This is a genomic window from Pseudomonas sp. JH-2 (assembly GCF_036231725.1).
GTDB classification, from domain to species: Bacteria; Pseudomonadota; Gammaproteobacteria; order Pseudomonadales; family Pseudomonadaceae; genus Pseudomonas; species Pseudomonas delhiensis.
Window position 1 is genome coordinate 58,858 of the sequence record NZ_JAZAQP010000023.1, and the last position, 22,688, is coordinate 81,545.

The following is a 22,688-nucleotide window of genomic DNA, read 5'->3' on the forward strand; positions in this document are numbered from 1 at the left end:
ACGGATGACACGGTGCAATCTGCGAACAGAGTGACTTCCCGCGTGTTCCATTGGCTGGCGGTCCTGGCCGCGCTGTGGTTCCTCGCCTCGACAGTCTACGGCGCCTGGCTGAACTATTCGCCGGTGCCCCTCAGCGACAGCTGGGAAGGCATCGTCAACTTCTACCTGAGGTCGCTCACCGATCCCTGGGCCTGGTGGCACCAGCATTACGACCACAGAATCTTCTTCTCGAAGATCTTCTTCTGGCTGGACATGCACTACTTCGGCGGCCGCAATCTGCTGCTCATTCCGCTGAACATAGCGCTGATGCTGGCGATATGCTGGATGCTGTACCGCTATGCCCTGCGCATCCTCGGCACGGCCAGCCCGGACGTTCGGATGCTGCTGCTGGCCTGCCTGAGCATGACCAGCCTGGCGTGGATGCAGTGGCAGAACATCACCTGGGAGTTCCAGAGCCAGTTCTACCTGGTCTACCTGTTCCCTCTGTTGTGCTTCTACGCCCATGGGCGCAGCGTCGAGCATGGCGGCAACGCCGGCTGGGCGCTGGCCAGCCTGGTCCTGGGGTTCTGCAGCGCCTTCTCGATGGCCAATGGCATCTTCGCCCTGCCGATCCTGGTCCTGCTCACCGCCATCACCACGCGCTCCTGGCGCCGTACGGCGCTGGTCGTTGTAGTCGCGGCCCTGGCGATCGGGCTGTTTTTCTTCGGCTACGAGGAAACGCCCGGACGCAAGTTCGGCCCCAGCCTGCTGGTTAATCATCCGTTCAAGGTCATCGCCTATGCGCTGGCCTACCTGGGCAATCCCTTCTACTGGGTCTTCGGCAACATCCAGGTGGCCGTCGCCGCCGGGCTCGGCGCGGTGCTGCTGAGCCTCTACCTGCTGGTGTCGCCGTTGCGACGTTCGCCGTTCGCCCTGGGGCTGCTGGCCTACGTGCTGTTCATCTTCTGTACCGCGGGCGCCACTGCCTTCGGCCGTTCGCTGTTCAACATCGAACTGGCGGCCTCCAGCCGCTACACCACGCCGGCGCTGAGCATGTGGAGCGCCTTGCTGATCCTGGTGGTGGCGCGTTGGCAACTGCGTTTCAAGGCACAGGCCGCGGCCCGGGTGCTGTTCCTGCTGGTTGCCGCGCTGTTGACCGGGCAACAGCAGCGCGCCCTGTACTTCCACGATCCGGATCCGATTTCCCTGGCTCCTCACGCCAAGGCCGTGCTGGCCCTGGGGCTGCAGATGGGGATCGATGACCCGCAGGCGCCGGCGCGGCTGTTCCCGTTCGCCAGCGCCGACGAAATGCGTCGCTACTTCGGCAATGCGCGCCAGGCCGGGGTCTCCATCTTCAGCGCGGCCTCCGCCTTCCCGGCCAACAGCATCGGCCAGCCCATCGCAGGGCTTCAGGCCACGCCCTGCCCGGTGGAGCAACTGGACGCCAGGCAGGTAGACGCCGCTCACCAGGCCTCGCAGGTCCAGGGCAAGCTGGGAAGCGCCGGTGGCAAGCATTACCGCTATGTATTCTTCGTGGATGGCGAGCAGAAGGTGACCGGGGTGGCGCTGCTGGGCCGAACGGTACTCGACACTTACTCGCTAACAGCGGGCCGCAAGCTGTTCGATGGCTACGTGTTCGGTGAGCCTCGTGTGCAGACCTATTGCCGCTGATGTTTCCCTGCCTGCGGCAGGTACGGGGCGCTGGATTGCCGGCCTTGGGCCGGCGCGGGTTCTGCGCCGATGAATATCACTGATCGCCACACAGCTCCGCGCCCGGCCCACATGCCGGGCCTGGACGGGTTGCGTGGTTGCGCCGTGCTGACGGTGATGGTGTTCCACGCCTGGCCCGCCGCCCTGACCGGCGGCATGATCGGGGTGGACCTGTTCTTCGTGCTGAGCGGTTTCCTGATCAGCCTGCTGCTGGTCGAGGAGTACCGCGACAGCGGCGGCATCAGCCTGCGCCGCTTCTACCTGCGCCGCTGCCTGCGCCTATTGCCGGCGTTCAGCCTGTTGCTGCTGGTGTTCCTCGGCTACTGCCTGTGGAATTTCGACGGCAAGGTGCTCGAACGCTACCTGCAAAGCGTGGCGCTGGCGGCCAGCTACACCAGCAACTGGGCGCGGGCCTTTTCGCTGAATCCGGTGGAAGGGCTGGGGCATACCTGGTCGCTGGCGATGGAGGAGCAGTTCTACCTGTTCTGGCCGCTGCTTCTGCTGGGGCTGCTGCGCTACCTCGGCGGTGCGCGCCGGCTGGTGCTGGTGGCCCTGGGCCTGGCGCTGGCGTCCTGGGGCTGGCGTGTGCTGCTGGCCTGGCAGGGCGCGGAGGCGGATCGCTTGTACAACGGCCTGGACACCCGCCTGGATGCGCTGATGGTCGGTTGTGCCCTGGGCCTGGCCGAGAGCTTCGGGCTGCTGCAGGCGCTACGCCGGCCCTGGGCCGGGCGCCTGCTCGGCGTGCTGGCGGTAGTGGCGGTGCTGTACCTGGCGGGGGTCGCCAGCCGGGCGCATTACTGGGTGGACATGCGCCTGTACTACTGGATGCTGGCTGGGGTCGAGCTCAGCGCGGCGTGCCTGGTGCTCAACGTGCTCTGCAACCGCGGCGGCTGGGTCGAGCGCCTGCTCAGCCTGCCTGGCCTGACCTGGCTGGGGCGGATTTCCTACGGGCTCTACCTGTGGCATTTCCCGATCTACGTGTTCATGCGCGACGGCGGCGCTTCGCCCTGGACCATCCTGGGCCCGGGTTCGCTGCTGACACTGTTGCTGGCCAGCCTGTCGTTCTACCTGCTGGAGCGGCCGTTCCTGCGCCTGAAGCGGCGCTACGCCGGCACTGCCCCTGCGGAACCGCGAGGCAGCGCCGGCGCGTTGCTTCAGTAGCCGTCCGGGGTGTCGCGCCAGTGGGTGGCGAAGCCCGGTGTGGCTTCGCCTTCCGGCCGGCCGTTGGTGTAGTAGTACAGGGCCAGGGAACGGCGGTAGACGCCCTCGGGACAGGTGAGGGGGCGGGGGTGGCCGTGCAGGGAGGTATCGGTGGTGCTGAACACCACGCAGCGGTTGAGGATCGGCAGGACGCGGGTCGGCGGTCCCTGCATCTGCGCGTCCCAGAGCTCCAGCTCGCCGCCGTAGGCTGCCTGCCAGTCGTCGTTGAGGTAGATGAGCACGTTCAGGCGCCGGTCGAGGCCGAAGTCGCGGTGGGTGCAGAAGTCGGTGTGCACCTTGAGGAAGCCGCCGCGGGCGATCTGGTGGATGCCGGCGCCGCGCAGGTTGGGGTCGGGAATCAGGTTGCCGATGCCGGTGAGCTTCGCCAGGTAGGCGAGAAAGGGCTGGGAGTTCAGTTCCCAGAACAGTTGGCGGTAGCTGGGGGGCATGCGCAGCACGTCGCGGACGTTGCGCTTGAGCTGCTGGACGTATTCGCCACTGCTCTTGTCACGGTGCGAGGCGTCGTTCCAGATCGGGCTCTGCTGGTCGGCGGGGTATTCGGCGAGAAGGCGGGAAATGGTGGAGGCCGGGAGAAAGTCGTCGATGACGATGTGCGCAAAGGGACTGTTGGACTGGTAGCGTGGCGCCTGCTCGGCGACCCGTTGTTCCAGGCCGGCATAGTCCAGTAGAAGGCCGTTCTCGCAGGGAGTGCTTTTCGGCTCCCCGTGCGTTCGGAAGAGACTCTTTATCATTGTTCAGGAATCCTGCTCATGTTCCGTCATCTTCGGCAGTCGGCTCCGGCGCTGCTGGCCCGGGTCCTGCTGGTGGGCTCCATTCTGCTGTTCGGTTCGTTGCAGGGCAATGCTGCCGAATTGTCGCAGCGGCCCAACATCCTGTTCATCCTCTCCGATGACCTGGGGGTGAACGACATTGGCTCCTGGGGCGACGGCAAGGCCCGCACGCCCACCATCGACCAGCTCAGCCGCCAGTCGATCCGCTTCCGCCAGCACTACACCGACAGCACCTGTTCGGTGAGCCGGGCCGCGTTGATCACCGGCCGGGCCCCGGTGAGCATCGGCTTCGAGCCCGACGGCCTGGGCCTGTCGCCGGACCTGGTGACGCTGCCCAAGGCATTGGCGCGGCTGGGCTACAGCACCCACCACCTGGGCAAGTGGCACCTGGGCGAGGCGCTCGAGTACCCGGAGATCCGTCCCAACCACCAGGGCTTCGACGACTGGTACGGGATGCTCAACCACTTCGTCCTGCAGGGGCCCGATGCCCAGGGCCGCCTGGTGGCGCGTCGACCGACCTACATCAACCCCTGGCTGCAGCGCAACGACGAGGCGCCGCGGCAGGTCCAGGGGCACCTCGACGATCTGCTCACCGACCGCGCGGTGGAGCTGATCCGCGCCGGCGCCACGGAACAGAAGCCCTGGTTCATCAACTTGTGGCTGTTGGCCCCGCATACGCCGATCCAGCCGTCCGAGAGTTTCCGCAAGCGCTGGCCGGACACTCCCGAGGGCAACTATCTGGCCCTGCTCGAACAGCTCGACCACAACGTCGGACGGGTGCTCGACGCGCTGCGGGAAAGCGGCCAGGCCGAGCGCACCATCGTGGTGTTCAGCAGCGACAACGGCAGCCCCAACCATAACCGGGACAGCAACTACCCGCTCTCCGGGACCAAGGCGACCTACCTCGAAGGCGGCGTGCGCACGCCGTTGATGATCTTCTGGCCGGGCCACCACAACGACCGGGACATCGACTCGGTGACCCACATCACCGACATCTACCCGACCCTGGTGGGCATGGCCGGGGGACACCCGGTTGCCGGCCTCACCGGTCGCGACCTCTCGGCGCCGCTGTCCAAGGAACGTCCCTTGCCGCCGTTCAAGGACCTGTACTGGGGCGCCGACCTGATGCAGTTCGGCATGATCTACGCCGGCCACGTTCCCGGCCAGGGCCTGTTCTACCGCGACATCTACGGCAAGGTGCTGAATGCCCCGGTCAGCGGGCCGGTCGGCCAGGGGCCGCTAGTCCAGAGCGGCATGCCGGCGTTCACCGCGGGGCAGGCCTCGGCGCGCATCCGTGACTGGGAGCGACGCGTGCGTCCGGTGCCGCTGGACTGGCACCCGCCGACCGCGGCCAGCGTGGGCTACCTGAGCGGCCGCGACTTCCAGCGCGCACCGGTGTTCGATTCCTATTCGCTAGGCTTGGGGCTGGGCAAGGCGCCGGGCGACGAGCGCCAGGTGCTGGTCGAGCAGGACGGTGTGTGGCGTCTGTGGCTGGAGCAGGGGCGCCTGCACATGCGTCATGGCGAGGTGCAGGTCGACAGCGAGCCGCTGGCGCTGGAGCGCTCGTGCAATTCACTGGTGGCCAGCTTCACCATCAACCCGCCCTCCGGATTCCCCTTCCCGGGCCCGGGCGCCAGCCGCTTCACCCTGTACCTCAACGGCAAGGCGGTGATGCACAGCGAACAGTTGCTCAGCCGGCCCGGCAGCGCCGCGCCACTGGCCAATCCGACCTATGTCGGCAGCGACGGCAAGGGCGGGGCGCGCTTCGCCGGGCGCATCGGCCGGCCGGTACTGGTCGACAAGTTCCTGTTGCCGCAACAGGAGGGCTACAGCCTGGCGGACATGCAGTCGACGCTCTGCCCCAAACGCTGAGAGCGCTGGAGGCCTACACCGCCTCCAGCTTGGCATAGCCGAGCATCAGCCACTTGCTGCCTTCGCTGTCGAAGTTCACCTGCACCCGGGCCTGGGCGCCGGAGCCTTCGAAGTTGAGGATCACGCCTTCGCCGAACAGCGGGTGGCGTACCGTCTGGCCCAGGGCGAAGGGGGTTTCGGGGACGCCGGCGCCGCTGAACAGGCTGCCGCTGCGCTGGTTGCCGGACAGCGGCCGGCTCACCGAGTTGGACAGGCGCACTTCCTGGATCAGGCTCGGCGGGATTTCGCGGACGAAGCGCGAGACCTTGTTGTAGGTCTCGCTGCCGTACAGGCGGCGGGTCTCGGCGTAGGTCAGCACCAGGCGCTGCATGGCGCGGGTGATGCCGACGTAGGCCAGGCGGCGTTCCTCTTCCAGGCGGCCGGGCTCTTCCAGGCTCATCTTGTGGGGGAACAGGCCTTCTTCCATGCCGGCCAGGAACACCAGGGGGAACTCCAGGCCCTTGGCGCTGTGCAGGGTCATCAGCTGCACGCTGTCCTCGAAGGCGTCGGCCTGGGTGTCGCCGGCCTCCAGCGCGGTGTGGTCGAGGAAGGCCACCAGCGGCGGGATGTCCTCGTCCTCGGGGGTCTCGAAGGCGCGGGCGGCGCTGACCAGTTCTTCCAGGTTCTCCACCCGGGCCTGGCCTTTCTCACCCTTCTCTTCCTTGTGGTAGCTGATCAGCCCGGACTGCTCGATGACCGTCTGGGTCATCTGGTGCAGCGGCATGCCCTCGACCCGCTGGGCCAGCAGGTCGACGGTCTCGAGGAAGCCGTTGAGCGCGCTGGCGGCGCGGCCGGTCACGGCCTTGGCGGCGATCACGTCGTTGATCGCGCGCCACATGGAGGTGCCGTTCAGGCGCGCGGCGTTGCGGATGGCCTCGACGGTCTTCTCGCCGATGCCGCGCGGCGGGATGTTGACCACCCGCTCCAGCGCGGCGTCGTCGTCGCGCAGGCGGATCAGCCGCAGGTAGGCCAGGGCGTTCTTGATCTCGGCGCGTTCGAAGAAGCGCTGGCCGCCGTAGATGCGGTAGGGGATCTTCTCCCGCAGCAGGGCTTCCTCCAGCACGCGGGATTGCGCGTTTGAGCGGTAGAGGATGGCGATTTCGCTGCGCTTCAGGCCGTCCTTGCGCAGGGCGTCCTCGATGGTCTCGACGATGTAGCGGGCCTCGTCGTGCTCGTTGAAGCCGGCGTAGAGGGTGATGGGCTCGCCATCCACCCCGTCGGTCCACAGTTCCTTGCCCAGGCGCCCGTGGTTGTTGGCGATCAGGGCGTTGGCGGCCTTGAGGATGGTGGCGGTGGAGCGGTAGTTCTGCTCCAGGCGGATGTCCTCGGTGCCGGTGAAGTCGTCGGCGAACTGCTGGATATTCTCGATCTTGGCGCCGCGCCAGCCGTAGATCGACTGGTCGTCGTCGCCCACCACCATCAGGCTCTCGCCGCCGCGGGCGAGCAGGCGCAGCCAGGCGTACTGCACGGCGTTGGTGTCCTGGAACTCGTCCACCAGGATGTGCCGGAAGCGCCGCTGGTAGTGCGCCAGCAGGCCGGGGTCGTTGCGCCACAGGTCCAGCGAGCGCAGCAGCAGTTCGGCGAAGTCGACCACGCCGGCGCGGGCGCAGGCCTCTTCGTAGGCCTGGTAGACGCTGACCATGGTGGCCAGGTAGAGGTCGCCGCTGGCCTGGATGTTCTGCGGGCGGTTGCCCTCGTCCTTCTGCGCGTTGATGAACCACTGCGCCTGGCGCGGCGGCCAGCGCTGCTCGTCCAGGCCCAGCTCGCGGACCACCCGCTTGACCAGGCGCAGCTGGTCGTCGCTGTCGAGGATCTGGAAGCCCTCGGGCAGCCCGGCCTCGCGCCAGTGGGCGCGCAGCAGGCGGTGGGCCAGGCCGTGGAAGGTGCCGACCCACATGCCCGCCGGGTTGATGCCCAGCAACTGCTCGATGCGCGCGCGCATCTCCGCCGCCGCCTTGTTGGTGAAGGTCACCGCCAGGATGCTGTGGGGCGAGGCGTGCTCCACCTGGATCAGCCAGGCGATGCGGTGCACCAGCACGCGGGTCTTGCCCGAGCCGGCACCGGCGAGCACGCGCTGGTGCCCCAGCGGCGCGGCCACGGCCTGGCGCTGCGGGTCGTTGAGGGAGTTGAGCAGGAGGGAGAGGTCGTCGTTCATGGGGCGGCATTCTACCGATGGCGGGGAAAGCCCGGCAAACCGAAGCGCCGTCCGGCACCTGCCCGACGAAAGTTCAGCCAATTGCTGGCATATTGCCGCTTTGCCGAGCTTGGGCGACCCTGCCGCCTCGGTTATGCTCGGGCCACGCCAAGGCCGACCACTACAAGAAAAAGCCGCCTATGACCGCATACCTGGATACCTCGGCAGTGCCGTTCAGCCATGCCGAGATCCGCCAGCAGTACGCCCACGAACTCGCCATCGAGCGCACCCGCCTGCTCTATCAGGGCTCGCGGGTGCCGACCCTGCTCATGCTGCTCAACGGCCTGGCCTGCGCCGGCCTGCTCTGGCGCAGCCAGGACGGCCTGCTGCTGGCCGGCTGGCTGGTGTGGCTGGTGCTGCTGGCGGTGATGCGGCTGATCCAGGTCGCCGCCTTCCACAACGCCGAGCCGCCGCGCCAGGCCGAGGCGCACTGGCAGCGGGCGTTCCTCTTCGGCGCCGGCGCCTCGGGGCTGACCCTGGCCTTCGCCGCCATCGCCCTGGTGCCGCCGGATGCCTTCCTGCAGCAGGCCCTGGTGTTCGGCCTGATCGCCGCGGCCATCCTCTCCGCCAGCGTCGCCTATGCGGTGAGCCTGCCGGCCTTCCTGACCTTCGCCTTGCCCTGCCTGCTGCCGTCCATCGGCTACCTGCTGCTCAACGGCAGCAACCTGCAGCAGGGCTGGGGCCTGCTCGGCTCGATCCTGCTGTCGGCCCTGCTGGTGGTGGCCTGGCAGGTCAACCGGCTGGTCCAGGGCAGCCTGCTGCGGCGCTTCCAGACCCTCGCCCTGGTGGCCCACCTGGAGCAGGCCAAGGGCCGCGCGGAAAGTCTCAACCAGGAGCTGGCCCGCGAGGTCGAGCAGCGTCGCAGCGCCGAACGCGCCCTGCGCGAGGCCCGCGACCAGCTGCAGGCGCGGGTCGAGGCCGGCAGCGTCGAGCTGAGCAACAGCCAGGCGCGCCTGGCCATGGCCCTGGAGGCCAGCGAGCTGGGGCTGTGGGACTGGAACCTGCGTACCGACGAGGTGCATCACTCGCGCCTGCGGGAAATCTTCGGCCTCGACCAGGACGCGGTGCGCAGCATGCGCGCCGACCTGCGCCCGCTGCTGCACCCGGACGACGTGCCGCTGCTGCGCCGGGCCCTGGCCGACCACCTGCGGGGGCGCACCGACGGCTACCGCGTCGAATACCGCGTGCGCCACGCCGACGGCCACTGGGTGTGGGTGGAGGACCGCGGCCGGGTGATGGCCCGCGACGCCCGCGGCAAGGTCACGCGGATGCTCGGCACCCGCTGCGACGTCAGCGCGCGCAAGCGCCGCGAGGAAGAACAACGCCTGGCCGCCACCGTGTTCGAGGCGGCCAGCGAGGGTATCGTCATCCTCGATGCCGACTACCGCCTGCTGGCGGTCAACCAGGCTTTCAGCCGCGTCACCGGGCACCGCCCGGAAGAGGTGATCGGCGAGGTCGCCGCGAACCTCTCCGGCAACCCCGAGACCCGCCGCCAGTACCTGCTGATCCGCGAGGAGCTGGAGCGCGTCGGCAGCTGGCAGGGCGAGCTGCTGGAGACGCGCAAGAACGGCGAGCCGTACCCGCAGTGGCTGCAGCTGAACATGGTGCGCGACAACCGCGGCCAGCCGTCCCACGTGGTGGGCTTCTTCGCCGACCTCACGGCGCGCCGCGACGCCGAGGAGCGCCTGCGCTACCTGTCGCACTACGACGAGCTCACCGGCCTGGCCAACCGCGGCCTGTTCAAGCAGCGCCTGCACGACGCCGGCCAGCGCGCGCGGCACAGCGGGCGCAGCCTGGCCCTGCTGCTGATCGACCTGGACCGCTTCAAGCTGCTCAACGACAGCCTCGGCCACGAGGTCGGCGACCAGTTGCTGCGGCAGATCGCCCGACGCCTGACCCAGGCGGTGCCGGAGGCGGACACCATCGCCCGGCTGTCGGCCGACGAATTCGCCGTGCTGGTGGACTCCTATTCCAGTCTCTCGGCCCTGGCGCGCCTGTCCAGCCGCCTGCTGACGCGGCTGCGCATGCCGATGAGCGTCGCCGGCCAGGAGCTGATGCTCAGCGCCTCCCTGGGCATCAGCCTGCTGCCGGAGAACGCCCGGGAGATTTCCGCGCTGATGAGCCAGGCGAACATGGCCATGCAGCACGCCAAGCACCTGGGCGGCAACACCTTCCAGTTCTTCACCGACAACCTCCAGGCCTGCACCCTGGAGCGCCTGCAACTGGAAGTGCAGTTGCGCAAGGCCGTCGAGGATGGCCAGCTGGAGGTGCACTACCAGCCCAAGCTGAACCTGGCCAACGGCCGCCTGGACAGCGCCGAGGCCCTGGTGCGCTGGCGCCATCCGCACCTGGGCATGGTGCCGCCTAGCGAGTTCATCCCGCTGGCCGAGGAAACCGGGCTGATCGGCGCCATCGGCGAGTTCGTGCTGCGCCGCGCCTGCCGCCAGGCGCGTGCCTGGCAGGCCCGGGGGCTGGCCGACCTGCGGGTGTCGGTGAACCTCTCGGTGCACCAGCTGCGCCAGGGCAACCTGGCCAGCCTGGTGCGCACCGTGCTCGACGAGACGGGCCTGGCGCCGCGGCTGCTGGAGCTGGAGATCACCGAGAGCCAGCTGCTGGAGAACGTCGAGAGCGTCATCGCCACCTTCCGCCAGCTGCGCGAGATGGGCGTGAAGCTGGCCATCGACGACTTCGGCACCGGCTATTCCTCGCTCAGCTACCTCAAGCGCTTCCCGGTGGACTACGTGAAGATCGACCAGACCTTCATCCGCGACCTGTCCGCCCAGGGCGAGGACGCCGCCATCACCCGCGCCATCATCGCCATGGTCCACAGCCTGGAGCTGAAGGTGGTGGCCGAGGGCGTGGAACGCCAGGAGCAGCTGGATTTCCTGCGCCAGCACCGCTGCGACGAGATCCAGGGCTACCTGATCAGCCCGCCGCTGGCGCCGGCGCCCTTCGCCGCCCTCCTGGAGGCCTACGGCCAGCCGGCGGGCTAGTGCGCCTGGTGCGCGTGGTCGCCGCTCACGCCCTGCAGCACCGCCTGGTCGATCTCGGCGAAGCGCAGCACGCGGCCGCCTTCGGCCTTGGCCAGGCGCTCGGCGTCGGCCTGGCTGGCGAAGGAGGCGAGGGTGGCGCCCATCGCCCCGGGGCGCTGGATGCCCACCACGTAGTAGGCGCCGGTGGCGTCGATCAGGTGGCGGTCGTCGGGGTGGTTCCAGTCGCTGCGGGCCATGTCGTGCACGTACAGGCGTTGGCCGTCGTGGCGGTTCTCCGGCTGCAGCCACCAGCCGAGCAGTTCGGCGGTGGAGCAGAACTTGCGCACCTTGCCGGCGCTCACGGCCTCGCCCTTGGGCCCGGGGAAACCGTCGATGAGCATGCCGCAGACGTGGCATTCGTCGCCGCTGTGGAAGGGCACCGGGGCGAGGTCGGCGGCGTCCTGGCGACCGTCGCCGCAGCCGGCGAGCAGCAGGCCGAGCAGGGCGGCGAGGTAGAGGCGGGGCGGGCGGGGCAGCGGCATCGGGGGCTCCTTGGGGTGAGGCATCAGGCCGGGCGGCGCTGGAACAGCCGGTAGGCCAGGGCCAGCGCCGCCGGCGTCCAGGCGGCCATAGCCAGCCAGAGCAGGGCGCCGGGCACCGGCAGGTCGCGGCCCAGGACCAGTACGCCGTCGATTTCCGGGCCGAGCCCGGAGAGGTTGATCAGGCGGTAGATGTCGGTGGGGTTGAGCAGCAGCAGCCAGGGCAGCAGCTCCGGGCTGAGGCGGCCCTTGCCCAGCACCAGCAGGGCCAGCAGGGCGAGGTCGAACAGCAGCACGAAGAAGAACCACAGGCTCAGCGCCAGGCCGGCGGCGGTGGACTTCTCGCCGACGCGGCTGCTCAGGGCGTAGGCCATGGCCAGGAAGGCCCAGCCGAGCAGGGTGGACGACAGGATGAAGCGGGCGAAGGCCCACAGCAGCTGGGGCAGCTGGATGTCCTCCACCAGCACGGCGATGGACAGGGCGGCGGCGGCGAAGCCGAGCAGGGTGGCCAGGGCGAGGATCAGGCCGTGGCCGAGGAACTTGCCCAGCAGCAGCTGGCCACGGCTCAGCGGGTAGGCCAGCAGGAGCAGCAGGGTGCCGCCTTCCTCCTCGCCGACGATGGCGTCGTAGGCCAGCAGCAGGGCGATCAGCGGCATGAGGATGGTGGCCAGGCTCGCGAGGCTGGCCATGGTCGCCGGGATCGAGGTGAAGCCCACCTGCCCGGCGGTGGCGGCGCCGAACCAGGCGATGCCCACGGCGAGCAGGGCGAACAGCAGGCTGATCGCCAGCAGCCAGCGGTTGCGCAGGCCGTCGGCCAGTTCCTTGCGGGCGATGTGCCAGACCGGCTTCATGGCGTTTCTCCGCAGGCGCGCCCGGCGCCCTGCATGTGGTGGAGGTAGAGGTCCTCCAGCGAGGGCGGCAGCACCTCCAGGCCCAGGGGCTGTTCTTCCAGCAGCGCCTGCAGCAGCCGGCGCTGCCGTTCCTCGGCGGCCAGCAGTTCGATGCGCCCGCCGTCCAGCGCGCGGACGGCGTAGCCGCTGGCGCGCCAGTGCTCCAGCCAGCGTTCGCTGCGCGGGCCGGCGATGCGGATGCGCGTCGGCAGCCCGGCCTCGCGGCGCAACTCGGCCAGGCTGCCGCAGGTCAGCAGGCGGCCGTGGGCGAGGATGGCGGCGCGGTCGATGTGGGATTCGACGCCGGGCAGCACGTGGGAGCAGAGGATGACCCCGGTGCCCTGGCTGCGCAGGCGGTCGAGCAGGCGGTAGAGCTCGACGGTGGCCACCGGGTCGAGGCCCACGCTGGGCTCGTCGAGCAGCAGCAGGCGCGGCCGGCCGAGGATCGCCTGGGCCAGGCCGAGGCGCTGGCGCATGCCCTTGGAGTAGGTCTTCAGGCGCCGGTTGGCGGCCTGGGCCAGGCCCACCTGTTCGAGCAGCGCGTCCACCTCGGCGGGCGCGGCGCCCTTGAGGCGGGCGAAGTGGCGCAGGGTCTCGCGGCCGGTCAGTTGCGGGTAGAAGGTGACGTTCTCCGGGAGGAAACCGAGCTGGCGGCGCACCGCGGGGGCGTCGGCGGCGTGGCCGAACACCCGCACGCTGCCTGAGTCGGGGCGCAGCAGGCCGAGCATCAGTTTGATGCTGGTGGTCTTGCCGGCGCCGTTGTGACCGAGCAGGCCGAGCACTTCGCCGGCGGCCAGGTCCAGGTCGAGCCCGTGCAGGGCGGTGAAGGCGCCGTAGCGCAGGCTAGCGCGTTGGATTTCCAGCAGCTTCATGGGCGCGCCTCCGCTTGTGGTTCGCGCATCAGCGGATGGCTGTCGCGCACCCCCGGCGAGCGCGTCACCGGGAAGGCGCGCTGCACCCAGCGCAGCAGTTCGATGGAGGGGCTGGCAAGCAGCAGGCGCACCTGCGGGTACAGCCACAGCAGGCGGTCGACGTTGTCGTTGGGCTCGTAGAAGACATCGCCCAGGCCGTCGTCGTCGCGGTCCCAGCCCAGGTAGTCGCTCCAGTAGTTGCCGCGGCCGTCGACCGACCATTCCTGGGTGCGGTTGGCCACGTAGAGCACCTGCTGGCGGTTGCCGACGAAGGCGTTGCCGGCGATGCGGTTTTCCTCCGAGCCCGCGGTCAGGTGGATGCCCAGGGCGCTGCCGGCCAGGCGGTTGCCCTCGATGCGGTTGTACAGCGAGTTGTAGATGAACAGGGCCTTGCCCTCGGCGCCGGCGATCATGCCTTCGCCAGTCACGCCGCTGCCGCTGCGCACGCCCTCGACGCGGTTGCCTGCGAGGGTCGAATAGGTGATGTAGTTCATCAGGATGCCGTAGTTCTCGTCGTCCACCGAGCGGTTGCCGATCACGCTGAGCTTGCGGCTCTGCATCAGCGCGTAGCCGGTGCGGGTGCGGCGGGTCAGGTTGCCGATCACCCGGCTGTCGTTGGTGAACATGTAGTGCACGCCGTAGCGCAGGTCTTCCAGGCGGTTGTGCTCGATGGCGCTGCCGTTGGCGGTGTCGATGTAGATGCCGTCGCGGGTGTGGCGCACCCGGTTGCCGCGCACCAGGGCGTTGCGCACCGCGTAGAGGTGGATGCCGTTGCCGCGGTCCTGGGAGCGCAGCTGCACATCGCCCTCGATGCGGTTGTCCAGCACCTGGGCGTCTTCGCTGGCGTCGAGCCAGATGCCGAAACCCGGGCCCTGCAGCCGGTTGCCGCGCAGGACCACGCCGCGGGCGCGTTTCTCGACGAAGATCGCCGAGTCCATGTCGGTCAGGTTGCGGCCCCAGTCGCGCACCCGGCAGCCTTCGAGGGTGACCTCGGCGCTGCGCACGGTGAGGGTGCTGCCCTGGCCCTGGCCGTCGAAGGTGGCGCCGTCCTCGCAGCGCAGGTGCATTGGCCGGTCGATGAGGAAGTGGCCGGCGTAGGTGCCGGCCGCCAGCGTCCACAGCCCTTCGCCCGCCGCGCGCAGGGGCAGCTCGTCGATCGGCTGGAGCGCGGCCAGCGCGGGGCCGGCGAGCGTAAGCAGCAGGGCGAGGCAGGCGCGGGAAGTGGGCACGCGGAAGCATCCTCCGGGGGCGTTCGCAGGTGGCGCTGCCGGGCCCCCGGGCCCGGCAGCGCCCGCGGCCCGTATCAGGCCTTTTCCACCAGCATGCGGCCGACCATTTCCATGTGCAGGGCATGGCAGAACCAGCTGCAGTAGTACCAGTGCACCCCGGGCCGGTCGGCGACGAAGGTGATGGACGAGGTCTGCTGCGGGCTGATCTCCATGTTCACGCCGTGGTTGACCATGGCGAAGCCGTGGGTCACGTCCTCGATCTCGTCGAGGTTGGTGATGGTCACCGTGACCTCGTCGCCCTGCTTCACGGTGAACTCGGTGATCCCGTAGGTGGGCGCCATGGAGGTCATGTACACGCGCACCTGCTTGCCGTCGCGGATGACCTTGTTGTCCTTGAGCAGGTCGATGCCGTCCTTCTTCGCCCGGGCCACGGTCGGGGCGAAGAAGGGGTCGTCGCGCGACCAGATCTTGCGCGGCTTGATCTGGTCGCGGCGGGCCATGATGCAGTCGTGCGGCTCGGCGAAGGTGGGGCCGTCGTGGACCAGCTGCATCTCGTCGCCGGAGATGTCGATCAACTGGTCGTTCTCCGGGTGCAGCGGGCCGGTGAGCAGGAAGCGGTCCTTGGAGAACTTGCTCAGCACCACCACCCACTTGCCGTCGGCTTCGCGGGTCTCGCAGAGCGAGGCGTGGTTGTGCCCCGGCTGGTAGTGCACGTCGAGCTTCTGGCGGATGTAGTCGACCTTCTCGCCCTTGTAGGCGCGCACTGCGTCCTCCAGGTTCCACTTCACCAGCTGGCTGTCGATGAACAGCGTGGTGTAGGCGTTGCCGCGGCCGTCGAAGGTGGTGTGCAGCGGGCCCAGGCCCAGTTCCGGTTCGGCGACTACGGCCTCGCGCGGGTCCTTGAGCTTGCCGGCGAAGAGGTCCGGCAGCCTGTCGATGGCGATCATGCTGCAGGTCGGCGACAGCTTGCCGTTGGCGATGAAGTACTTGCCGTCCGGCGAGGTGTTCAGGCCGTGGGGGTTCTTCGGCACCGGGATGTAGCGCGTCACCGCGCTGTCCTTGCCGTCCTTGCGGCGGCCATCGACCACCGGGACCTTGGAGTCGCCCAGGGTGACGAAGCGCTTGGCCTTGATCTCGGCCTCGATGCGCGGTATGTCGAACACCACCACCCAGTCGCGCTCGTTGCGCATCATGCCGGCCAGGTCCACCGCCTTCTCCGAGTTGTAGCAGGTGGAGGCGGCGAAGCGGCCGGTGTAGTCCATGTCGGTGTTGTCCAGGTTGCCGTCGACGATCACCTGCCAGGCCACCTCCATGGTCTCGGCGTCGATGGCGTTGTACATGGTGAAGGCGTTGTCCGCGCCGGGGTCGAAGCTGGAGCCGTCGTTGGGGTGGGGAATGATGAACTCGGCGTTGCAGAACACGTACTTGGTGTGCGGCACCTTCTGCAGGCGCAGGCCGTGGATGGCCTGGACGTTGGGGACGGTGACGATCCTGTCGCACTTCATGATGTCCAGGCGGATGCGCGCGACGCGGCTGTTGGCCTTGTCGTTGATGAACAGGTACTTGCCGTCGTACTTGCCGTCGGTCATCGAGATGTGCGGGTGGTGGCAGTCGCCGTTGTGGAAGCGCGCGCTGTCGCCAAGGATGTGCTTGCTCTCGTTGGTCAGGCCCCAGCCGGTGGCCGAGTCGACGTTGAACACCGGGATGCGCATCAGCTCGCGCATCGAGGGGATGCCCAGCACCCGCACCTCGCCGGAGTGGCCGCCGCTCCAGAAGCCGTAGTACTCGTCCAGCTCGCCGGGGCCGACGTGGGCCTTGGCCTGCGCCGCCTTGACCGTGTCGGCCCAGGCCTCGCGCGGGATCACCGCGCTGCCCAGGGCGCTGGCGCCGACCAGCGCCGCGGCGCCGGTGACCGCCGAGGCGCCGAGGAAGTCACGGCGGCTGAAGCCGCTGGCGTCTTCGGGTTGCGGGTGTTTCTTCTCGTTCATGTCCGATCCTCCCAAGTTGCTATTCAGAGTTGGCGCACGGCGATCCGCTCGCCGTCGTCCGCCGGTGCCTGCTTGCTACGTTTCTTGCGCTTGTTCACCAGCGGCGGGCACTTGTTTTCGTCGTGGTAGGTGAGTTGGCAGTCGAGGCAGTAGTGGCACTCGTTGGCATTGATCCGGCCGTCCGGGTGGATGGCCTGGATCTCGCATTCGCGGGCGCACAGCTGGCAGGGTTGGCCGCATTCCTTGCGCCGCTTGAGCCAGTCGAACAGGCGCGCCTTGCCGGGGATGGCCAGGGCCGCGCCGAGCGGGCAGAGGTAGCGGCAATAGACCTTGCGGGTGAACAGGTTGACCAGCAGCAGGCCGGCGGCGTAGGCGACGAAGCCCCACTGGCGGGCGAAGCCCAGGGTGATGGCGGTCTTGAACGGCTCCACCTCGGCGGCGCGCTCGGCGGTGGCGAGCGATTCGAGGGAGAGGCCGAACAGCGCCAGCAGGATGATGTACTTGAGCGCCCAGAGCCGCTCATGGACCGCGAAGGGCAGCTCGAACTGCGGCACCCGCAGCTTGCGCGCGGCCTCGTTGAGCAGCTCCTGCAGGGCGCCGAACGGGCACAGCCAGCCGCAGAACACGCCGCGTCCCCAGAGCAGCACGCTGGCGGCGGTGAAGGTCCAGAGGATGAACAGGATGGGGTCGCTGAGGAACAGCTCCCAGCGGAAGCCTTCGAACAGCGCGTGGACGAAGGTGAGCACGTTGACCACCGACAGCTGGCCCAGGCAGTACCAGCCGATGAACACCAGGGTGAACGCCAGGTAGCCGCGGCGCACCCAGTGCAGCAGGTGCGGCCGGCGGGTGAGGGCGTCCTGCAGGAAGAGGATGGTGGCGAGCAGCGCCAGGGCGCCGAGCAGCACGCCGATCTGGAAGCTCTTCTGGTACCAGATGCGCAGCCACATGGGGCGCTTGGCCTCTTCCAGGGCCGCCAGCTCCTCGGCCGTCGGCTGCGGCCGCAGCAGGTAGGCCTCGGGCGTCTGGTAGGGCAGGGCGAAGCTGGTGAACAGGCTGGCCACCGGGCCGGTCTGGCGGCGCACCAGCAGCTCCAGGTTCCACGGCGTGCCGGGGTCGAAGCGGTGCTGGGCGCGGACGATGAAGATGGCCATCTCGGCGAAGGCCGGCATGCCCTCGGCGTAGACGTCGGACAGGCGCTGGTAGTCGAGGTCGCGGAAGCTGAGGATGTCGCCGAACTGGCGCAGCTGCACCCGGTCGAAGATGCCGCCGCGCACGTAGCCCGAGCCCTTGAACGAATACTGGCCGTTGCCCAGTACGGCGATGGCGTATTCGCCGGGCTTCAGCGAGTCCATCAGCTCGTGGTACTGGCGCTCGCCCAGCAGGTTGCGGCCGATGCTCGGCGGGTTGAGCAGGGCGGTGTAGAGGTCGATGAAGTCGTCCGCCCGGTGCGCCGCATCGGCCGCGCCGACGTTGGCGGCCTCGGTGCCCTTGAAGGCGTCGTCGATCTGCCCGCGGTTCAGCTGCAGGCGGCGGATCGCGCCGCTGCCGGTCAGCTCGGTCCAGGTCGCCGGCTGGAACGCGTCCAGGCGCACCTGCGCGGGCTTGGGCCGCACGCTGCCGCCGTCCTCGATCAGCCCCAGGGACACCGCCACGGTATGGGCGGCGCGCATGACGATCTCGTTGACCACCATGACGGTGACAGTGGCGCCGGCGACGGCATCGATGGTGGTGGTCTGCTTGTCGCTGGAGCGCCCCACCACCACGCGCTGGTCGGCCCGCACGCCGGCATAGCCGGCGGTGAAGGCATGCAGTTTTTCTACGGGAATGCCGATCAGCAGGATCGGCTCGTGGTGTTCGAGCACATAGGCGTCGCGGATCACCGCATGGGGATCGAGGATCACCTGCAGGTTGATCGGCTTGCCGGAATAGGCCGGCATCTGGGTGACGCGGATGCTCTGGAAGGCATAGCCGAGCAACTCGTCGCCCTTGAACAGGCGGCGTACGCCGAATTCGCCCTCGGCCTCGCCGATGCGCTCGACGCCGGGGAATACCTGGGTGATGCGGGTGCGTTCCAGGTCGCTGAGCTCGGCGCCCTGGGCGGCCAGGCCGACCAGTAGCAGCAGCCAGCCCAGCAGCAGGCGGAGGTAACTGACGGCGCCTTCGCGGCAGGCGTCGGGCTCCGTGCTGCAGTGGGCATCCTGGTCGGCGGCCATCGGGTTTCCTCCCCTGCGCGATAACTTACTTGAGCGTGACTATCCACTCGGCAAGGGTCTTGGCCTCATCCTCGCTGACGGCGTTGGGCGGCATCTGCATCGTGCCCCAGACACCCTTGCTGCCTGTGCGGATGCTGTGCATCACGTGGGCTACGCCGTCGGGCTGGTCGCCGTACTTCTTCGCCACGTCATGGAAGGCCGGGCCCACCAGCTTCTTGTCCAGCGTGTGGCAGGCCACGCAGGCCTTGGCCTTGAACAGGTCCTCGGCGCTGCTGGCGAAGGCTGGCGCCTGTGCCAGCAACCCGGCGGCCAGCAGTACGGCCATTGCTTTGTTCATGGTTCTCTTTCCTCGCAGGCTTGGCGCCGCAGCGCCGGATCCAGGTGCCGGCGTCCCGCCCGGCGGTGGCTGCGATTCTAGAAGGGGCCCGTGGCGCAAACGCTTGATGACAATCAAGAACTTCCGGCGCCGCGCTTGAGGCCGATCGCCGCGCTGGCTAGCGTGCCAAGCCGTGGAACCCGATGGAGACCCCCGCCCATGAACGCCCCCGCCCAGCAACTCCCGCTCTTCTACCAGCCCAGCGGCAACGAGGTGACGCTGTTCAGCGAGGCCGCGGCGCAAGGCATGCCGGTGCTGATCAAGGGGCCGACCGGCTGTGGCAAGACGCGCTTCGTCCAGTACATGGCCCAGCGCCTGGGCCGGCCGCTGTACACCGTGGCCTGCCACGACGACCTGTCGGCGGCGGACCTGGTCGGCCGCCACCTGATCGGCAGCGACGGCACCTGGTGGCAGGACGGCCCGCTGACCCGCGCGGTGCGCGAGGGCGGCATTTGCTACCTCGACGAAGTGGTCGAGGCGCGCCAGGACACGGTGGTGGTGCTGCACCCGCTGGCCGACGACCGCCGCGAGCTGTTCATCGAGCGCACCGGCGAGTCGCTGGTGGCGCCGCCCGGCTTCATGCTGGTGGTGTCCTACAACCCCGGCTACCAGAACCTGCTCAAGGGCATGAAGCCGAGCACCCGCCAGCGCTTCGTGGCGCTGCGCTTCGACTACCCGGCGGCGGAGGTGGAGGCGGGCATCATCGCCCGCGAGGCGAACGTCGATGTGGCGCTGGCCCAGCGCCTGGCGCAGCTGGGCGTGGCCCTGCGCCGCCTGGGGCGGCAGGAGCTGGAGGAAGTCTGCTCGACGCGCCTGCTGGTGCTCACCGCGCGGCTGATCCACGCCGGGCTGGCGCCGCGCGAGGCGTGCCGCGCCGGGCTGGCCGAGCCGCTGTCCGACGACGAGGGCACCGTCGCCGCGCTGATGGACCTGGTCGATGTCCACTTCGCCTGAGGCCCTGGCCGGCACCCGGCGGCTGCCGGGCGACCTGGCGATGTGGCTGTTCATCCTCGCCGAGCTGAGCGTCTTCGCCATTCTCCTGCTGGTCTTCGCCGTGGCCCAGCGCCTGGACGCCGAGAGCTTCCGCGCCGGCCGCGCGGAGCTGGACCTGTCCCTCGGCCTGGCCCTGACGCTGAGCCTGCTGACCGCCGGCTTCCTCGCCGCCGCCGCGGTGGAGCTGGTGCGCCGCGGCCACCAGCGCCGCGCCGGGGCCCTGCTGCTGGCGGCGCTGGCGCTCGGGCTGCTGCACGTGGCGCTGAAGGCCGGCGAGTACCACCACCTGGCGCAGCGCGGGCTGGACCTGGAGCACAGCACCTTCTTCACGCTGTTCTGGCTGGTCACCGGCTTCCATTTCCTGCACGTCTGGCTGGGCCTGGCGATCCTCGGCTGGATGGCCCTGCGCTGCCTGCGTGGCGCCTATGCCGTGGGCGGCCTCGGCGGGTTGGAGTCCGGGGCGCTGTACTGGCACATGGTCGACCTGGTGTGGGTGATGCTGTTCCCGCTGGTCTACGTGCTGGCGCCGCTGCCATGAGGTCGCTGGCCCTGGCCTGGGCGCTGCTGGTGCCGCTGGCGCTGGCCGGCATCTGGCTCGGCAACCACGCCGCCAGCGCGCTGTTGCCGGTGGCGAGCATCCTGCTGCTGGCGCTGGGCAAGGCCTGGCTCATCGTGCTGCGCTTCATGGAGCTGGGCCACGGCCCGGCGTTGTGGCGCCGGCTGCTCCTGGGCTGGCCGCTGGCGCTGGCCGTCCTGCTCCTGGCCGTCCACGCAAGCTACTGATTTCCCTTGGGATAAATACCTGACAAGAAGCATTGGTCTTTCTTGATCGCCATCAAGCGGATCGGCCCGGGGGGCTTCCTAGAATGGCCGCAAATCGAGACCGAGGAGGACCCCATGTCAGACACCTTCACCAAGGGCATGGCGAGGAACATCTACCTGGGGGGAGGCGTTTTCTTCTTCCTGGTGTTCCTCGCCCTGACCTACCACAGCGAAACCACCTTCCCCAAACGCACCAACCAGGCCGAGCTGACCGAGTCGGTGGTGCGCGGCAAGCTGGTGTGGGAACAGAACAACTGCGTCGGCTGCCATTCGCTGCTCGGCGAGGGCGCCTACTTCGCGCCGGAGCTGGGCAACGTGATCGGCCGCCGCGGCGGTGACGCGGCCTTCGACAGCTTCCTCGCCGCCTGGATGAAGATGCAGCCACTGGGCATCCCCGGGCGCCGGCAGATGCCGCAGTTCCACCTCAGCGACCAGGAGGTGGCGGACCTGGCGGCCTTCCTGCGCTGGACCTCGAAGATCGACACCAACAAATGGCCGCCGAACAAGGAGGGTTGAGCATGAACCCGGGCAATCCCCATCTGAAATTCGCTTCGCAAGCGGTGGCCAAGCCGTACTTCGTGTTCGCCCTGATGCTGTTCGTCGGGCAGATCGTCTTCGGCCTGGTCATGGGCATGCAGTACGTGGTCGGCGACTTCCTGTTCCCGGCCATCCCCTTCAACGTCGCCCGCATGGTGCACACCAACCTGCTGATCGTCTGGCTGCTGTTCGGCTTCATGGGCGCGGCCTACTACCTGGTGCCGGAGGAGGCCGACCGCGAGCTGCACAACCCGAAACTGGCGATCCTGCTGTTCTGGGTGTTCGCCGTCGCCGGCGTGCTGACCATCCTCGGCTACCTGCTGGTGCCCTACGCGGGCCTGGCGCGGCTGACCCACAACGAGCTGCTGCCGACCATGGGCCGGGAGTTCCTCGAACAGCCGACCATCACCAAGATGGGCATCGTCGTGGTCGCCCTGGGCTTCCTCTATAACATCGGCATGACGCTGCTCAAGGGCCGCAAGACCGTGGTCAGCGTGGTGATGATGACCGGCCTGGTGGGCCTGGCGGTGTTCTTCCTGTTCTCCTTCTACAACCCGGAGAACCTGGCCCGCGACAAGTACTACTGGTGGTGGGTGGTGCACCTGTGGGTGGAAGGCGTGTGGGAGCTGATCATGGGCTCGATGCTGGCCTTCGTGCTGATCAAGATCACCGGCGTCGACCGCGAGGTGGTGGAGAAGTGGCTCTACGTGATCATCGCCATGGCCCTGATCACCGGCATCATCGGCACCGGCCACCACTACTTCTGGATCGGCGCGCCGGGCGTCTGGCTGTGGCTCGGCTCGATCTTCTCGGCGCTGGAGCCGCTGCCGTTCTTCGCCATGGTGCTGTTCGCCTTCAACATGGTGCGCCGCCGTCGCCGCGAGCACCCGAACAAGGCCGCCGCGCTCTGGGCGCTGGGCACCACCGTCACCGCCTTCCTCGGCGCCGGCGTCTGGGGCTTCCTGCACACCCTGGCACCGGTGAACTACTACACCCACGGCACCCAGCTGACCGCCGCCCACGGCCACCTGGCCTTCTACGGCGCCTACGTGATGATCGTGATCACCCTGATCAGCTATGCCATGCCGCGCCTGCGCGGGATCGGCGAGGCGCCTGACGCCCGGGCGCAGAGCCTGGAGATCTGGGCCTTCTGGCTGATGACCGTGTCGATGCTGCTGATCACCCTGATGCTGACCGCCGCCGGCGTGGTGCAGGTGTGGCTGCAGCGGCTGCCGGCCGACGGCGCGGCCATGCCGTTCATGGCCACGGTGGAGCAGTTGAAGGTGTTCTTCTGGCTGCGCCTGTATGCCGGCGTCGGCTTCTTCATCGGGCTGATCTGCTACCTGCTGAGCTTCCGCCAGCGCGGCCGCATCGCGGTGGGCGTGGCGCAGCAGGCCGGTTGAGTTCCCTCCCCCGGGGCCCGTCTGCCTGGC

The 22,688-nt window shown here is 68.8% G+C and carries 18 protein-coding genes; 9 read left to right on the plus strand and 9 right to left on the minus strand.

The genetic code is table 11. The features are described from left to right. Nucleotides 1–42: 42 nt before the first annotated feature. Together VV867_RS17075 and VV867_RS17080 are read left to right on the plus strand one after the other, a co-directional pair. On the plus strand, nucleotides 43–1,650 hold the full coding sequence (locus VV867_RS17075) for a hypothetical protein (protein WP_328567067.1): 1,608 nt from the start codon (nucleotides 43–45) through the stop codon (nucleotides 1,648–1,650). Between the two features lie 69 nt (nucleotides 1,651–1,719). Further along, nucleotides 1,720–2,850 carry an acyltransferase family protein gene (locus VV867_RS17080; RefSeq protein ID WP_109935007.1) on the plus strand — a complete coding sequence of 377 codons (1,131 nt, stop codon included), beginning with the start codon at nucleotides 1,720–1,722 and terminating at the stop codon, nucleotides 2,848–2,850. Here the strand turns inward: VV867_RS17080 and VV867_RS17085 are convergent. Beyond that, nucleotides 2,844–3,641 (minus strand): 2OG-Fe(II) oxygenase, encoded by a 798-nt coding sequence (locus VV867_RS17085; protein ID WP_328567068.1) that lies wholly within the window; start codon nucleotides 3,639–3,641, stop codon nucleotides 2,844–2,846. The two genes, VV867_RS17080 and VV867_RS17085, sit on opposite strands and share 7 nt — an antisense overlap. Nucleotides 3,642–3,659: 18 nt before the next feature. Here VV867_RS17085 and VV867_RS17090 point away from each other — a divergent pair, with 18 nt between their 5' ends. Continuing rightward, entirely contained in the window at nucleotides 3,660–5,552 is a 1,893-nt protein-coding gene (locus VV867_RS17090; RefSeq protein ID WP_328567069.1) for a sulfatase-like hydrolase/transferase, read from the plus strand. A gap of 13 nt (nucleotides 5,553–5,565) precedes the next feature. Here the strand turns inward: VV867_RS17090 and uvrD are convergent, their stop codons facing one another. Next, complete coding sequence (uvrD, locus tag VV867_RS17095) at nucleotides 5,566–7,746, minus strand: DNA helicase II (RefSeq protein ID WP_328567070.1); 2,181 nt, start codon at nucleotides 7,744–7,746, stop codon at nucleotides 5,566–5,568. A 179-nt stretch (nucleotides 7,747–7,925) separates the two neighbouring features. On the opposite strand from uvrD, the gene VV867_RS17100 reads away from it, so the two are divergent. Continuing rightward, nucleotides 7,926–10,778: an EAL domain-containing protein gene (locus VV867_RS17100; protein ID WP_328567071.1), complete on the plus strand. Its 2,853-nt coding sequence runs from the start codon at nucleotides 7,926–7,928 to the stop codon at nucleotides 10,776–10,778. On the opposite strand, the gene VV867_RS17105 is transcribed toward VV867_RS17100, so the two are convergent. The 7 genes from VV867_RS17105 to VV867_RS17135 all read right to left on the minus strand — a co-directional run bounded on the left by VV867_RS17105 (nucleotide 10,775) and on the right by VV867_RS17135 (nucleotide 18,864). After that, nucleotides 10,775–11,299, minus strand: coding sequence for a nitrous oxide reductase accessory protein NosL (locus VV867_RS17105; protein WP_328567072.1), 525 nt, complete (start codon nucleotides 11,297–11,299; stop codon nucleotides 10,775–10,777). The two genes, VV867_RS17100 and VV867_RS17105, sit on opposite strands and share 4 nt — an antisense overlap. A gap of 23 nt (nucleotides 11,300–11,322) precedes the next feature. Further along, nucleotides 11,323–12,147 carry an ABC transporter permease gene (locus tag VV867_RS17110; RefSeq protein WP_328567073.1) on the minus strand — a complete coding sequence of 275 codons (825 nt, stop codon included), beginning with the start codon at nucleotides 12,145–12,147 and terminating at the stop codon, nucleotides 11,323–11,325. Continuing rightward, nucleotides 12,144–13,058 (minus strand): ABC transporter ATP-binding protein, encoded by a 915-nt coding sequence (locus tag VV867_RS17115; RefSeq protein ID WP_328567074.1) that lies wholly within the window; start codon nucleotides 13,056–13,058, stop codon nucleotides 12,144–12,146. The genes VV867_RS17110 and VV867_RS17115 overlap by 4 nt, the downstream gene beginning before the upstream one ends. Continuing rightward, nucleotides 13,055–14,326 (minus strand): nitrous oxide reductase family maturation protein NosD, encoded by a 1,272-nt coding sequence (locus tag VV867_RS17120; RefSeq protein ID WP_442965037.1) that lies wholly within the window; start codon nucleotides 14,324–14,326, stop codon nucleotides 13,055–13,057. The genes VV867_RS17115 and VV867_RS17120 overlap by 4 nt, the downstream gene beginning before the upstream one ends. Before the next feature lie 74 nt (nucleotides 14,327–14,400). Beyond that, on the minus strand, nucleotides 14,401–16,314 hold the full coding sequence (nosZ, locus tag VV867_RS17125; RefSeq protein WP_109933905.1) for a TAT-dependent nitrous-oxide reductase: 1,914 nt from the start codon (nucleotides 16,312–16,314) through the stop codon (nucleotides 14,401–14,403). A 23-nt stretch (nucleotides 16,315–16,337) separates the two neighbouring features. After that, nucleotides 16,338–18,437: a transcriptional regulator NosR gene (gene nosR / locus VV867_RS17130; RefSeq protein WP_328567090.1), complete on the minus strand. Its 2,100-nt coding sequence runs from the start codon at nucleotides 18,435–18,437 to the stop codon at nucleotides 16,338–16,340. A gap of 115 nt (nucleotides 18,438–18,552) precedes the next feature. Continuing rightward, the gene (locus tag VV867_RS17135; protein WP_109933904.1) at nucleotides 18,553–18,864 is read right to left on the minus strand and encodes a c-type cytochrome; all 312 of its coding nucleotides are present in this window, start codon (nucleotides 18,862–18,864) and stop codon (nucleotides 18,553–18,555) included. A 198-nt stretch (nucleotides 18,865–19,062) separates the two neighbouring features. Here VV867_RS17135 and VV867_RS17140 point away from each other — a divergent pair, with 198 nt between their 5' ends. The 5 genes from VV867_RS17140 (at nucleotide 19,063) to VV867_RS17160 (ending at nucleotide 22,658) form a co-directional block, all read left to right on the plus strand. Then, a complete protein-coding gene (locus VV867_RS17140; RefSeq protein WP_328567075.1) occupies nucleotides 19,063–19,857 on the plus strand; it encodes a CbbQ/NirQ/NorQ/GpvN family protein in 795 nt (264 codons plus the stop codon). Then, nucleotides 19,841–20,434: a cytochrome c oxidase subunit 3 gene (locus VV867_RS17145; protein ID WP_328567076.1), complete on the plus strand. Its 594-nt coding sequence runs from the start codon at nucleotides 19,841–19,843 to the stop codon at nucleotides 20,432–20,434. The genes VV867_RS17140 and VV867_RS17145 overlap by 17 nt, the downstream gene beginning before the upstream one ends. Further along, nucleotides 20,431–20,679 carry a cytochrome C oxidase subunit IV family protein gene (locus VV867_RS17150; protein ID WP_009614890.1) on the plus strand — a complete coding sequence of 83 codons (249 nt, stop codon included), beginning with the start codon at nucleotides 20,431–20,433 and terminating at the stop codon, nucleotides 20,677–20,679. Before VV867_RS17145 ends, VV867_RS17150 begins: the two co-directional genes overlap by 4 nt. Nucleotides 20,680–20,793: 114 nt before the next feature. Further along, on the plus strand, nucleotides 20,794–21,234 hold the full coding sequence (locus tag VV867_RS17155) for a c-type cytochrome (protein WP_328567077.1): 441 nt from the start codon (nucleotides 20,794–20,796) through the stop codon (nucleotides 21,232–21,234). A gap of 2 nt (nucleotides 21,235–21,236) precedes the next feature. Continuing rightward, nucleotides 21,237–22,658 (plus strand): cbb3-type cytochrome c oxidase subunit I, encoded by a 1,422-nt coding sequence (locus tag VV867_RS17160; protein ID WP_328567078.1) that lies wholly within the window; start codon nucleotides 21,237–21,239, stop codon nucleotides 22,656–22,658. The last annotated feature ends 30 nt before the right edge of the window (nucleotides 22,659–22,688 follow it).